Source organism: Alteromonas sp. ABE4_545 (assembly GCF_056161325.1).
Map to the genome: position 1 here is coordinate 1 of NZ_JBSWYY010000009.1, position 13,968 is coordinate 13,968.

Annotated in this window: 9 protein-coding genes and 2 rRNA genes; 5 read left to right on the forward strand and 6 right to left on the reverse strand. The window is 45.3% G+C overall.

The genetic code is table 11. The features are described 5' to 3' along the window. The 3 genes from ACXAH6_RS10340 to ACXAH6_RS10350 all read left to right on the forward strand — a co-directional run. Positions 1–92, forward strand: a 23S ribosomal RNA gene (locus ACXAH6_RS10340); the annotation flags it as partial. A 212-nt stretch (positions 93–304) separates the two neighbouring features. Then, positions 305–420, forward strand: a 5S ribosomal RNA gene (gene rrf / locus ACXAH6_RS10345). A 152-nt stretch (positions 421–572) separates the two neighbouring features. Then, positions 573–1,661 (forward strand): glycosyltransferase family 2 protein, encoded by a 1,089-nt coding sequence (locus tag ACXAH6_RS10350; RefSeq protein ID WP_474876593.1) that lies wholly within the window; start codon positions 573–575, stop codon positions 1,659–1,661. Positions 1,662–1,695: 34 nt separating this feature from the next. On the opposite strand, the gene ACXAH6_RS10355 is transcribed toward ACXAH6_RS10350, so the two are convergent. The 4 genes from ACXAH6_RS10355 to ACXAH6_RS10370 all read right to left on the reverse strand — a co-directional run bounded on the left by ACXAH6_RS10355 (position 1,696) and on the right by ACXAH6_RS10370 (position 9,521). Next, positions 1,696–4,056, reverse strand: a complete 2,361-nt coding sequence (locus ACXAH6_RS10355; protein WP_474876594.1) for a DNA polymerase II — start codon at positions 4,054–4,056, stop codon at positions 1,696–1,698. Positions 4,057–4,152: 96 nt separating this feature from the next. Continuing rightward, the gene (locus ACXAH6_RS10360) at positions 4,153–4,518 is read right to left on the reverse strand and encodes a response regulator (RefSeq protein WP_474876595.1); all 366 of its coding nucleotides are present in this window, start codon (positions 4,516–4,518) and stop codon (positions 4,153–4,155) included. 269 nt (positions 4,519–4,787) lie between these two features. After that, positions 4,788–6,692: a phytase gene (locus tag ACXAH6_RS10365; RefSeq protein WP_474876596.1), complete on the reverse strand. Its 1,905-nt coding sequence runs from the start codon at positions 6,690–6,692 to the stop codon at positions 4,788–4,790. 135 nt (positions 6,693–6,827) lie between these two features. Beyond that, positions 6,828–9,521, reverse strand: coding sequence for a TonB-dependent receptor (locus ACXAH6_RS10370; RefSeq protein WP_474876597.1), 2,694 nt, complete (start codon positions 9,519–9,521; stop codon positions 6,828–6,830). 334 nt (positions 9,522–9,855) lie between these two features. Between ACXAH6_RS10370 and ACXAH6_RS10375 the strand changes: the two genes are divergently transcribed. Both ACXAH6_RS10375 and ACXAH6_RS10380 read left to right on the forward strand, forming a co-directional pair. Continuing rightward, complete coding sequence (locus tag ACXAH6_RS10375; RefSeq protein WP_474876598.1) at positions 9,856–10,755, forward strand: GGDEF domain-containing protein; 900 nt, start codon at positions 9,856–9,858, stop codon at positions 10,753–10,755. Then, the gene (locus tag ACXAH6_RS10380) at positions 10,752–11,762 is read left to right on the forward strand and encodes an AraC family transcriptional regulator ligand-binding domain-containing protein (protein WP_474876599.1); all 1,011 of its coding nucleotides are present in this window, start codon (positions 10,752–10,754) and stop codon (positions 11,760–11,762) included. Before ACXAH6_RS10375 ends, ACXAH6_RS10380 begins: the two co-directional genes overlap by 4 nt. 59 nt (positions 11,763–11,821) lie before the next feature. Here ACXAH6_RS10380 and ACXAH6_RS10385 read toward each other — a convergent pair whose 3' ends face one another. After that, the gene (locus ACXAH6_RS10385; RefSeq protein WP_474876600.1) at positions 11,822–12,994 is read right to left on the reverse strand and encodes a pyridoxal phosphate-dependent aminotransferase; all 1,173 of its coding nucleotides are present in this window, start codon (positions 12,992–12,994) and stop codon (positions 11,822–11,824) included. Between the two features lie 34 nt (positions 12,995–13,028). Beyond that, a complete protein-coding gene (locus ACXAH6_RS10390; RefSeq protein ID WP_474876601.1) occupies positions 13,029–13,859 on the reverse strand; it encodes a sulfite exporter TauE/SafE family protein in 831 nt (276 codons plus the stop codon). Positions 13,860–13,968 lie beyond the last annotated feature (109 nt).

Genomic DNA, 13,968 nt, shown 5'->3' on the forward strand with positions numbered 1-13,968 from the left:
GTTGTTATAGACGATGACGTTGATAGGCAGGGTGTGGAAGCGTTGTGAGGCGTTAAGCTAACCTGTACTAATTGCCCGAGAGGCTTAACCATACAACGCCAAATTAGCTTTAAGCTATGGTGTTGTAGGCAAGTGCTAAATCAAGTTGAATAGAGTAGTAGTTACTCGATAGATTGAATATCAGATTTCCAGAATTGTTAAGATAAGACTTAAACAATGATGACTTGACTGACTCCTGAGAGTACTGTTGGTCCTCATTGCGCAAATGTCGAGTAGAGCACTCGAATTTGCACGACGGTTTATGCTTGGCGACAATAGCGACGTGGCACCACCTGAATCCATTCCGAACTCAGAAGTGAAACACGTTAGCGGCGATGGTAGTGTGGGGTCTCCCCATGTGAGAGTAGCACATCGCCAAGCTCCTATTTAGAAGAAGGGCTATCCGGAAGGGTAGCCCTTTTTTTCGTTTGGTTAACTAACCTGTTGATTGCCTGATTAAATTCAAAAATGCGCTTTGGCAACATCGCTTTGTAATTTATTCTATAGCAAAGGTAAATAGAGAAAGATTTTGAATGAATTGGAAAAGCCGAATTAATGCCGTAAGGCATAATCTAAGTCAGCTTCGCTACCCTTTACTACGAATATTAGACAGACGAAAAAATACGAAGGTTAAGTTAGTTGCGATTGCAAAGAACGAAGCTGCATATATTCCTGAGTGGGTCTACCACCATTTATACTTTGGCGTCGACAGCATTGAAATACATTTCAATGGTTGCACTGATAATACAGAAGAACTCCAATCTCTTTTTCCTACAGAACAGGTCAAATTTATCTGTGCGGATACGCTTTTTGAGCAGGCTAAAAAAGGTCCACAAGGCACAATCTATCGTAATGCTTTTAAGGTCGCACATAGCGAAGGCTTTACGCATTTATTACTGTTGGACTTGGACGAATTTTGGACGCCTTTGGATTGTCAAACGACAATCAAAACACTGATTAGTAGTACGGAAAACTTTGACGTAATGTCTTTTCCATGGCGTAACAAAGTCAATGAGACCTTGTTTGAGTTACCGATAAAAGAAAAAACAGTGGTAGAAACTGCCCAGCAAGTAAAATCTCTCTATAGAACTTATCTTCAACCTATTTCAATGAACCCTCATAACATTACTGATAATGGTTTAAAAAGGTTATTTGAAGACGGAACAGAGTTTCCGGTGTTTGATAGCGTTTTTGCCAAAGTGCCTCAAGGTACCAAATTAGCAAGGGCGTTCATTGTACACCGCAAGTTTCGGTCAGAGCTCGAATATGTTGCTATGTTAGGCCGAGGCCGGCCAGTTGGTCTTGATCGTGTACAGTCACAGTTTAAAAATAATCGCCATGGCTTTGAAGATGACCGCGTAAAAGAGCACATTAATTTTCCCTCTGACGCCTTTAATAAATACCATGCTTACATGCAAGAACGTATGGCTAATGCTCAGGTCGCTCAAGCACTGGATAAAGCGAGACAACACGTCAATACTCGTTACCAGCGAGTGATTTGTGATATTGCTAGCGCGCCTCAAGAAGAAGCAACTACACTTGCTCGCTTATTAAAGCGAGTGAGTATTCCTGAGGTGTTGAGTGCTTATAATAGTTTTAAAGAAAAACACGCTCAAAAGTGAGCAAGAAAAGGCAACAGACTTGGGTGAATGTTACTTAGCAGAATAAGCTTATTTGCTTGTCTTGTATGGTAGAAAAGTTCAGCCCTATGAGTGGAAGAATGCTGTCTGCTATTGGCTGTAATTGCTTTTCTATATAATGATCATAATCTATGGGGTGATCAATATACTCAATGGGTCTTGGCCCTTGAGTGCTCACCACGTACTTCACCGATCCAGAATTTGTATATTGTAGAGGTTTTCCGCGCAAGCTATTTTGTTCGTCTGCGATGCGTGCTGCTTTGACATGAGGAGGCACATTTTTTACGTAGTGGGCGAGGGGCTTTCGCAAGCGCTTAGCGTAGATCAGTTTGTCATCTAATTGCCCTGCTTTTAACGATTCAAGCGTATTGCGAATGTATGCGTCTACAGGCTCGCTTTTGAAGACTTTTAAATACAAGGTTTGCTGAAAATCTTTGGCCAATGTAGTCCAATCTGAGCGAACGGTCTCTAGCCCCTTAAATATTAATTGTTCTTCATTACCTTGTTGCTTGATACCCGCATAGCGCTTTTTACTGCCCGTTTCAGCACCGCGTATCGTGGGCATAAAAAAGGTTGAAAAATGGGTTTCAAATTCAATTTCCAACTGGTTTTCAACACCAAACTCTGTAGCGATATAAGCGCCCCATTTTTGATTAATTATCGTTTCTAGTTGCTTGCCTATGGCGTTTGCTGCTGCGTTGTCGGAGACAGTAGAGAGGTGAACAAAGGTTGAATCTGTATCGCCATAGATGACTTCATGCCCAAGTTCTTCGATCCATTGTGCTGTTGTTTGCATAATGAAATGCCCTCGCATGGTGATAGAGCTTGCCAGGCGCGTGTCGTAAAAAGGGCAGCCTCCACTTCCCAGTACGCCGTAAAACGAGTTCATTAAAATTTTAATTGCTTGGGATAGTGGCGCGTCTTTGTGTTTTTTCGCTTCATCGCGTTGTGCCCATAGCGATGTGATTATGTCTGGAAGGTAGTGTTGTTTGCGAGAAAATACAGCGCCTTTATAACCAGGTATTGCGTTTTCTGGCGTTTTTAGTCCTTCGGCCAACCCCATTGGGTCGATTTTAAAGGTACGTATGATAGACGGATAAAGGCTCTTAAAATCGAGTACCAAAACGTGTTTGTATAAGCCCGGTTTTGAATTCATTACGTAGCCGCCGGGGCTTGCTAAGCCGCCGTCGTTTGGGCGGTTAGGAGAGATATACCCCCCTCGATGGACCTTCGGCAGATACACATTGAGAAAGGCCGCGACTGAGCCTCCAGGCCTGCTGAGTTGCAACCCTGTTAATGTACTGCGCAATATCAGGAAATCTATAAATTTGGTGTGCGTAGCAATATCGTTAACTAATTCACAGTCTTGATAGTTGTATTTGGCCAACGCGAGTTTATCGTTTTGATATAGTGCCTTAATCGCTCCTAATCTGTCGCTTTCTTCAATTAACTTGCCTTTATTCAAAAGCTCATTGGCAACGTGATTCAAGCTAAAACTTTCAAAGTGATAGGTCATCGATTTGAGACTTTCGATACCATCTACTACTGCTCGTCCGGGTAAATCGACCATTACTCGTCCGGCTTCCCATTCTCGTATAGCTAATCGCGTATTTTGCCGCCCTAGAGTCAAGGCAACACCTAGTCGTTTGGCAGCCTTATCCAGTACTACCATATCGAATTGTTTAATATTCCAACCTAAGATGACGTCGGGATCTGCGCAATTGATCGTTTGAATCAACGCCAGTAATAGTGCTTTTTCCGAATCGACTACCGTAAGGGTGAAGGGCAAAGAGTTTGGCTGTATCGTTTGTGCATCTGTGTCAATCAAAATCACTTCATGGCAGTCATTGCCAGCAAGGCCAATCGAATAAAGTTGACCGTGTTCATCACATTCGATATCGAGTGACAGGGTTTTAAGCTTTGGTCTAAAGTCCGAAGGCATTACTTTTACGTCGACAATATCGTTGCCTTTAACCTGACCTTGATAGCGTAAAGCGCCATAAATAAAGCGTTCCATCAAGTAACGGTCAGCTAGCTTAATATCCGCTTCAAATAGTTCGATAGGTGAATGCTGTATCGCTCGCTTAAGCGTGTACAGTTGACGTTCGGAGGTCAGCTTTACACTACTAGTTGGAAGCTGAGTAAGCGTTCTTAGTTGTGTATCTTGTATTTCTGCATGTAAGTTTTCTTTTGATAATATCTCGCTCAATGGCTGTTTATCCTGCTGGAGGATAAAGCAAACCGGCTTCTCATAGGGAGTGACGAGGCAGCGAGGCCCATTTTCAGTTGCAACCCATATTTCCACTTTATCGCCGTATTTGGATGTACGGGTGCGAGTGGTTAATACAAAGCCGTGTTGAATTTCAATCTTGGGCATGAACTGCAGATAGGTATCAAAACCAATATAATAACAGAGCGTGAGCGCTTACCCAATTATCCCGCTTGTAGGCTTTCAGCTCGAACAGTCTAGAGCTTACAAATAGCCTAGCTCGAACATCGCCATAGCTAGTTCGTCGGGGTTTAATGGCTTGTGCAAAAATCGTTTGGCACCGAGACCGAAGACCTTTTCTTTCATCGCAGGTTGAATATCAGCGCTAATGACAATGACATTTGGCATGGGGGATTGTTGAGACAAATACTCTAATACGCCTACGCCATCTATTTCGGGCATGGTCAAATCAAGCAACAGCAAATGAAATCCCTGATGTTGCATTATTTCAATGGCTTCTCGTCCGTTCGTTGCTTCTGTGATGTGATAGTCCAATTCAGGCGGTAAGGCTCGGATGGCACTTTTACGAGAGAGTTTTGAGTCGTCAGTAACAAGTAGTGCGATGCTCATTGAAAACTCACTTTATCGTACAGACAGAAGAATTGGCATGCTAACACTTGAGGTGTAAAAAAATGACTCATGGGGTAAAGCAACTATTACTGGTATAGATGATTGTATTTATCTTTGTTAGCTAGCATAGCGGTGTATGAAGCATAAGTGAAATCTTTATTCGCTAGTCATTTGAAATTAGGGCGAATTGTACAAATATTTTGCGATCTGAATTGTGTGAATGAAAGAAGCAAAGGGAGAAGTTCCCCCTTTGCGAGTGAGATGTAAAACTATCGGTGCTTACGAATAAATTCTGCGAGCGCGCTGCCACTGACGAGTTTGAAATTTTGCGGAGCCATAGGCATCACATTTCTTCCGTCTTGCACCACCATTAACCCATCAGGAAATTGAGTGCCTAAAGGTGTGGCGGTCACTTCTAGACCGTCGGTTTCCGACACACCATCAATGCCAAGTTCAACATTAGCGCCAATACTGAATGTACCTAGTAGACGGTTGTGGTCGTTAAGGGCGTACACGGCATAACGATTATTACCTTGGCTGGATACAACTAAATATTGCGCCGAGTCCAACTGATATAAGCCTACGCCTTCAATGTCAGCTTCAACATCACCGCCCACTTCCGCAATTAACGTTGCGTTTGGTGTGTCTCCAATGAGATCCCGTTGCCATACACCAACGGCTTCCTCACCATAATACAAACGCCCTGATGCATCATCAGCTACGCAGCCTTCGGGTTGACTTGGTGTGCTGAATCGCTCTATTTCAGTCGCATGGATGGTGTCAGTCATATCGAGACGATATCGACGGTAATCACCAGAGGTATCATTTACCAATACGTCGAGAGTGTCTCCCTGATACAAGCACAAACCGTAAACGTCATTAAGGTCGGTGGGAAAGTCTAACAAATGTGTCACTTCGCCAGAGTCTTGTGCAATAGTAAATAGGCTCACGCTGGTATTAGAACGGTTGCTGGCAGCAGCAATATCCACTAATCTTTCACCGAGTTGAATGTTGGTACGAATATCCACATTATTCACGCGACCGACAGGCAGGCTTTGGAGCTCGTTCCCGGCAAGGTCATACACATTCAAACCGTATTTCTTGTCAGTGCCTAAAATACGACTCTTCTCAGGGGCCGTTTGATTGACCCAAATTGCGGGGTCATCAGCCGCATCTCCAAAACGATTTACCGGTTGAGTTTCTACTGCTGCTTTTAACAGTGCTACAGGCGAACGAGGCTTGCTAACAGCACGAGGGTGATTCAGTGTTACTGTTCCTTGGAACAACTGACCGCTGGCTTCATCAAACAAGCCAATTGTTAAGGTGCCATTGTCATTGACCGATAGATTCACAGTACCCGGCTCCATTTTTTCTGGAAGGGCAATAGGGATAACCGTTTCGTCCCACACATACCATAATGTCGGTTTATCCGGGCTGACAAGCAAGGCTTCACCATTGGCGGTGACCGAAATCGATTCGATTTCCATCGACGCAGACAGCACTTGTAGTTCACGGCTATCTTCCGCTTCATCAAAGGCGTCGTAATGCCAAATGCCCGTGTCTTGTTCGACCATGAATAAGGTTTGCAGATTATCTGCCACTGCACAGTCAGAGAGCCCTGGTCCAATCAATAGCTTTCTCACTTCTTGATCGACAATGCGCTTTGTCTGATTAACATACACATAGCGTTGAGTGGCTTGGCCGTTGGCGTCAGCTGAATATAAATTGATGCCTTCAGCAGTTTGCTGTAAACACACGGTTTCGATATCGGCGACGACAGCGGGTAAGCTTTTTTCAAGCGTAAATGCCGGGGCAGTTAAATCCAACGTTAACAAATGGATGTCAGAAGTATTGTTGTCCAACGCAGAGATGAGCAGCGTATGTCCATCTTGTAGTTGGCGATAGTCAACTTGGCTCATGTTGCCTTGCCATTTCGCAATCACGCTTTGCTCAGCATCAATAAGGCTCAGCCCCAATTTTTCACTGGCAAGTAACCAATACGATTGATTGTTGTAGGTTAAAGGAAGTAGGTTTTCACCAGAAACCTGAGACAGAGATTGCAGCGTGAGCTGAGCTTGTGGCTGTTCAACAGATTGCATGTTATCAGCAGATTGCTGGCAACCTGTTACACCGAGTAGGAGGGCGCATGGGAGCAACATAGTGCGCATCTTCATATTACTTTTCCTGTTTTTGGAGCGGGTAGTGATGAACGATTTGGCCTTCGCTCGCTTTGCTATGACCTTTCATATCTCACTTACCAAAAGGCGCAACGCGACAGCGCTGCGCCGAAACATCAATTAAATAGCGAATTACAATTGCCAGCTAAAGCCAATCTCAAACGTACGGCCATATTCTTCGAATTGAGCATTGCGGTTGCGACTGTCAAAGTAGTGGTAGTAAGGCTCGTTATTGATATTTATAGCGTTGAAATACACGTTCATATCTTCGTTAATGAAGTACTTGCCCGAGAAGTCAACTTGCTGGTGATCGTCTTCCATACGGATCATATCGCCGTCGATTTCTTCCAAGTTCTCACTCTTATAAGTCATCGTTAAGCGCAGGCTCCAGTTCATATTTTCATAGCCGATAGTGAAATTGCCCACTGTATCTGACTGGTTAGGCAGGCTAGTTTCGTAGCGCTCGCCATCAAGTAGCGTGGTAGCGTCAGATGAAGAGAAGGTACCATTGGCAGAAAGTAACAAGCCGTTGTCAAAAGCCTTAACCCAAGCCAGTTCTAAACCGGTTAAATCGGCAGACTCACCATTTTGTGGCTGGACAACTTCATCGTAGCCTTCCCAGCCTTCGGTACCAGCAACGTCGGCATAGATCACGAAGTTGTCGACTTTTTTATAGAATAAACCGGCTGACAGTACGCCGATATTGCCTGGGTAGTATTCTAAAGATAGGTCAAAGTTGTTGGCTTCATAAGGCAATAGCTCAGGGTTACCCACCTCTGCTTCGCGCTCGGTAACAAACTCGCCATCATCTTCTTCTGTCTTGGATTCAATAATTTGATAAGCAGCAGCTTCTTCAAAACGCGGGCGAGAAATAGTTTGGCTGTATGCGGCACGAAGAATCAGCTGGTCAGAGAAAGAATAGCGAGCATTGATGCTTGGCAATAGGTAGTCGTAATCGCGTTGTGCAGACCAATCGGTGTTGACCACTTCTTCAATGTCATTTTCTTCGTCTTCGATAAGCTCAACTCGCATACCTTGTGTACTAAAGTCGGTTTTTTCATAGCGCAAACCGGCAACAACACGTAGATCGTCGACATCAAACTGTGCCATGGCATAGGCAGCGAAAATGTCTTCATCGTTCACATAAGACGCGCCATTAGATTCAAGTTCAGAATCGAGTTCAGCGAGTTCCAAAGCGGCTTTATTACTATTGAAATAACTGCGCATGGCGCTTCTGTCTAAACCAGGACCAAAAGCTCCAATGCCCCAATCAGGTTGGGCGGCGGCGAACATGCTTGGGTCCATATCATCAAAGTCACCGTCATAAATGGAGATGTCACTGTCGACTTCTTTACTGCGGGTACGGTATTTTGAACCCACTTTAACCAAGGTTAATGGACCTTCATTATTGAATGTCTTGGTCACATCAAACTTGGCACTGTATTCGGTATCTTTCGCGTAGTTGTCTTCGAAGCTGATTTCATCTACTTCATAAGTACTCAAGTCATCGGCAGCGTCATCGCGAGAGACTAGAGGAATGCGACTATCAAGGTCGGCGCTGAGACTCGCATTATCGGTTTTAAACACGTAATAAAGGGCATCAGGTTCGTCTTCGTCAGATTTTGCGTAACCGAGTTGATAGCTATATTCCCATTCCCCGCGCTGGTGCTCACCGCCTGCCGCAACGGTAAAAATTGATTGGGCTTCGTAACGGTCTTTACTTTCACGCGCAATTTCTGAGTCTTCGCCGTCCAGTGTGAAGATGTTGGCCTGACGATATTCGTTGTCAGAGAACTTACTGTATAGCGTACGCAGATAAAATTGATTGTTGAAGTCAGGTCGATAATCTAGGTTAACCGCGGCACCTAAGCGTTTACGAGTGATGGTGTATTGTCGTTCTTCAACTTCGTCGTCACCATTGCTCTCGATATTGTCAGAGCCGAAGCTACGGTCGAAGTACGACAATGCAGCCGCGACACCAAACTTGTCATTCCACAACTTGGTCATACTAAACGATGCTTTAGGGCTCAATTCATCGCGTAATTCGTTCTGACTCAATCGGGCATTAATACTGTATGTGTCGCCTGTGCGGTCGAAAGCGCTGACACTTTTTACTTCAATGGCACCACCGATGGCGTCACCGTCCATGTCAGCACTGACCGATTTAGACACTTCCAGTGTTTGAATTAACTCAGAAGGGATAACATCTAAAGCAACTGAGCGTACGCCCGCTTCTGGTGAAGGTACATTCAACCCGTTGATGGTGACACTGTTCAAGTTAGGGTCGATACCACGAATGCCGACAAAACGGCCTTCACCTTGATCGCGCTCAATCGAAAGGCCGGGAAGGCGTTGCAACGATTCTGCAGCGTTTTGATCGGGGAATTGACCAATGGCATCGGCAGAGACGATAGATTTGATATTGTCAGCAACGCGCTGTTGGTTAAGTGCGCTGGCTTGGCCACTGCGTTGGCCTTGCACCATCACTTCTTCTAATGAATCTGTGTCTTCTGCGATCATGACTACCGGCGTGATAGCTTGACCTTCAGTAATTTCAATTGTTTGCGTTACTGTGGGTGAACCCAAATAAGAGACCTTCAGCGTGTATGTACCCGCGGGTAAACCGTCAAAGCGAAAGGTGCCGTCACGATGAGAAAACGTCACTTTGTTCAATTCAACAATTTCAATCTTTGCGCCCGCATAGACGCGATTTTGCGCTTCGTTGGTGAGTTGACCGATAACGCCCGTGTCTTCTTGCGCATAGGCCGTTGATAAGTTGAGTGCGGCTGCACAAGCAAGAGATAACAGTGATAAACGCCTTTTCATTCCAAGATTCTCTCAGTGAGTGTGTGAGTAAAGTAAGTCGATTGGCGGCTACGTTAAGGAGTGAAAATGACAGTTATGTGACCATTTGTGTTCATCTGCGTGGTGAAAATGAGCTTTTGAGTAGAAAATGCAACTTGTTGAGCTATTTTGACCCCCTCGCTATAGCCCTTTAAAAATAAGGCGTGTGGCGGTGCAGGGTTTTGTTCTATTGCTTAAATATCATCGTTTTGTCACATAATTGAGCCAAAATGACCCCCAAGAATCACTTCAGTTAGCGGGTTTCTCACTTAGCATTGTGTAGTGAAAGCTTGTAGAAACCTTGGGAAGTCTACCGATGAATTTAACTCTTTTAATGCGCCATACCAGCCTGCTAGGGGTGTCCTTTGGCGTACTCGTACTTGCCTGCTTGTTGTGTTTTATCAACGGCTCGCTCAAGCCCGCAGATGCAATTGAATGGCTCGATGTGGTGGGTGAGGGCAGTGTCGCCGTATTGACTATGATATGGATTGTCGCAGTACTCACTAGCCGCCCCCCGGGCAAGGTTACTAGCTTGCTCGTCGTTGGGTTGTCATGTTTTATGTTTTCCGCCTTACTCGACGTGTTTGATGAGTTTAACCACTACAATCAAGCCGCTATGTGGTTGAGTATGGTGGAATCTGTGCCTGCTGGGCTGGGGATGATCATCATGTCGTTGGCTTTGTACTTATGGCATCAAGAGCAACTGGCGCTTAATCGGCAACTTCAGCGCCGAGAACTGTGGTATCGCTCTCATGATCAAATTGATGTGATAACACAGCTTTATCGTGCAGATTATTGGCGTGCCAGAGCGCAAGAGTTGCAAGAGCAGGGTATTTCCGCCTCAGTTATCATTCTTGATATTAATAATTTCTCTCAATTTAATCAGCAGTACGGCCAGCAAGAAGGCGATCGTTTTTTACGTGAAATTGCGCAATTGATTCTGATGAATTTGCGTGCCGTGGATTTGGCATGCCGCTATGCTGGCGACCGCTTCGTACTTTTGTTGCCAGAAATTGCCCCAGAAGAAGCTCGTCGACTAGCGGAACAACTGCAGCAAAGCGTGCGTCACGTGGCGTTTAAAGCAGGGCATGGAACAACGGCTATCTTCCAGAGCGTGCGAGTGGTTGCAGGGCCGCTGGATAATGAGAATAGACTCAATGACATATTGGCCCGCATGAATCAAAAGATTGATGAGATGGCAGTTAACGTCGCATGACATTCGAGCTAGGGTTAACGCAAACTGACAAAGTTTTTGCTGCCAATTTACTGGCAGCGAATCTTGTTGCTATTGCCAACGCCCGAGGTGCTGAGCAGGAAAAATTACTACGAGGAACAGGGATTTTCAGCTCGGATTTAACATCTCAAAGAAGAGTGAGTGCCAGTCAGTTGTTGCGGCTTGTGGGCAATGCGCAAACCTATGTTCAAGGTTACGATTGTGCATTCCAAGCAGGCAGAAATTTGGTGTCTAGTCATAGTAATGCTTTGCTTCACGTGTTGACCTATTCCTCTAACTTTGAGTCTGCTTTACGGGCCATAACTGTGGCACAAACGGTGATTAGCCCGTTTATATCCGCCACTTTTCACCGTGATGGAGAGTGGGGATATTTATTGCTGCAAGACGCCCTTGGCGCAGGTAAACGATTTGGTTTTATGCTGGAAATGTATTGCTCGGCTTTAGTTGCACTGAGCAAACAATGCGTGGGAAGGCGTATTCCATTTCATTTTAGTTTTCCTTTTTCGCGCCCCCGACACATTCAGGAATATGAAGAAAACTTGGGGTATCGACTCAAGTTTGACCAACCTGTGTGTATGATCAAGTTTCCGACCTCAGATCTTCATACGCCATTTATACTAGCGAACCGAGTTGCGAAAAAGTACGCGCTAACAGGCGTGATGTCGGCGAGGCCTTGCCGGTACACGTTTTTAGACCAAGTGAGACGAATCTTGCGTAAAGAAAGCGCGATTACTTTACCTGTATTAGCTGAAAAATTTGCCTTGAGTCCGGCCACATTGAAGCGAAAATTGGCGGAGCACGGAGTGAGCTTTAAACAGCTCTACGATGAAACACGACGACAGCAAGTAGTGTGTTGCTTGCAACTGCAGCAACTCAATAATGAACAAAGTGCGAATCAGCTAGCGATAAGTGATATGACAAATTTTCGCAGAGCCGTGAAACGTTGGACGGGGTTTACGCCTAGCGAGCTACGCCAAGCTTGGTTTTAAAAACAAACCCCAGCAAATGCTGAGGTTTGTAACGTGTGGAATGATACGTTTTTTGCTGATTACGCTTTCATTTTATGCATCATTTCTAACGCTTTAGGCATGGCTGCGGCGTACATTTTAACGTGTTCAATACGGCCTGTACTCACGCGAGACCAAGGCTTATACGTACGGTATTGACCACGAATCAATACGTTCTGTGCTTCCATCGCTTTGCGGAAAGCATTGGCATCACCGTCTTGCCCTAAATTAACAAACACAAAGTTAGTGCTTGAAGGCAAAGCAGTTAATCCATTGGCTTTGACTGCGTCGGCAATAATACCTTTTGCTTCTGCAATTTTGTCGCGGGAAAAGGTCATAAAGGCCTCGTCGTTGTAGCTGGCGATTGCCGCCGCTAAGCCAGCTTGGTTAACCGTGTAACCACCCATACCGTACTTGTTGATCCATTCCATATTTTGCTCTGAACCCAACATATAACCTACGCGCATGCCCGCCAAACCGTAAATTTTAGAGAAGGTACGTGCAACAATAATATTGTGGCCTTCTTTGATGAGCGGGATCATCGAGTGCTTAGGCGCATCTTGAATCAGTTCGTTATAGGCTTCATCAACGAGAACAAGGGTTTTCTTTGATGCTTTGATACAGAACTCACGCAATTTAACGGGGTCAACAATGCGGCCAGTAGGGTTGTTAGGGTTACAAATATGCACCATACCCACGCTGTCATCGATGGCGTTATACATGGCATCAAGATCGATTTGTAAGTCAGCGGTATTGGGAATGCGACGAATCTCAGGGCCGCCTTGTTTTAACGGCGCGTTTGATGTGGTATCCCAGAACAAATCTGGCCCCAAAATGACCCCTTTAGTCGTTGCGGCCAATGCTGCAAATGACAGGATTGGGCTAGAGCCACCACTTAAAGACACATTACTGCGTGATAAGCCGTGATGTTCAGCAATCATATCCATCAAACGAACCGCAGCAGGATAGGCATAATAAGCACCACCGCTGCTAGAAGCTTCAGCAATGGCTTTTAAAGCAGCTGGGCTAGGTCCAAAAGGGTTTTCATTGGCATTGAGTTTTGCCACGCCGGGTTTTGGCCCGTAATAGAGTTTTTCTGCGTCCATCGTTGATGCTGCGGCTAATCCCGCTGGTGCAATAATACCTGATGCGCCAACAGCTGTTGCTGCAAGGCTACCGCCTAAAAATAAACGTCGAGAAGGGTTATGTGTCATCGTTCTAATTCCTCTTATTTGGCTCGGTGATATGTCATAGGTTTTTGAAATACTTAATAAACATGACCACAGACACAATCACTAAGTACACGCCAAACAAACGCTTGAGTGTTTTTTCGCTAAAACTGTGGGCCATGTTGGCACCAATGGGTGCCGTTAAGATGGAACCAATACTGATGGCGATCAGTGCTGGTATATTGATGTAGCCGACGGTACCAAATGGCAGAACCGCATCTTCGGCGTGTTTCATGAATAAAAAGCCAATGGCGCCGGGTAAGCCAATTAAAAAGCCAACACCAGCTGCCGTAGCAACAGCTTGTTGAATACTGCGACGACACATCACCATAGTAATCACCATCGGTGTACCGCCCCCAATCCCCAACAAGGCTGAGAACCCACCTAACACAAACGCCAGAGACGCTCGTCCAAGTCCGGTAGGCATGTCGAAACTTACTCCCGGACGAACAACAAAGTCAGGAAATAAGAAATAGATGGAATACAACAAAACACCGCCAGCAAATACCACGGTAAGAATGCCGCTGCTGCTCTTGTGAGCAATGAGCAATCCACCCAAAACGCCAAGTACGATCCATGCCGACCACGACTTAAGTACGGTAAAATCTACAGCGCCTTTTGCTTTATGGGCAATCACAGAACGTGTGCTAGACACGACAATGGATGCTAATGAAGTGCCAATGGCTACTTTTACAAGTTCATCAGATGTAGGGGTAAAAAACGGAAAAACCGCAGTGAGGGCAGGGACAACGACAAAACCGCCGCCATTGCCAAACAGACCAGATGTAATGCCAGCAATTGCGCCGGCAATGCACAAAGTGAGGACGAACCCAATCAGTTCTATCTCCATAACAGCAGTGCTCCAGGGTATAAGATAATCATGTTTTTACACATTTGTTTTAAACAAAAAATGACCGTCTGCATCGACGGTGTGCCCAATTAAACCGACCAGCTAATTG